The 281-nt window shown below is 57.7% G+C and carries 1 pseudogene; it reads left to right on the forward strand.

Annotated features, from left to right (window positions below):
- Positions 1 to 281 (forward strand): annotated as a pseudogene (locus ACF8O8_RS12875) (sugar-binding protein); the annotation flags it as partial.

A 281-nucleotide genomic window follows, 5' to 3' on the forward strand; every position in this document is an offset into this window, starting at 1 on the left:
CTGGACAAGCTACGTGGCGAGATCAAGTACGAGTATGAAGCCAATGGCCAGTTGCGCAGCCGTGATACGGGCTCGCTGGTGGGCAGCGAAGAGTTTCGTTATGACCCGGCGGCCAACCGGTTGGACTTCAATGCGCGTCAGTTTGACAAGGTCAAGGACAACCGCATCAAACAGTGGCGGGATCAAGAGTACCGCTACGACCCGTGGGGCAACCTGATCGAGAAGCGCTCGGGGCACTGCAAGCTGCAGCACTTTATCTATGACTGCGAGAACCGGCTGGT

The sequence above is a fragment of the Pseudomonas sp. TYF_14 genome, assembly GCF_043105275.1.
Classification (GTDB): Bacteria; Pseudomonadota; Gammaproteobacteria; order Pseudomonadales; family Pseudomonadaceae; genus Aquipseudomonas; species Aquipseudomonas alloputida.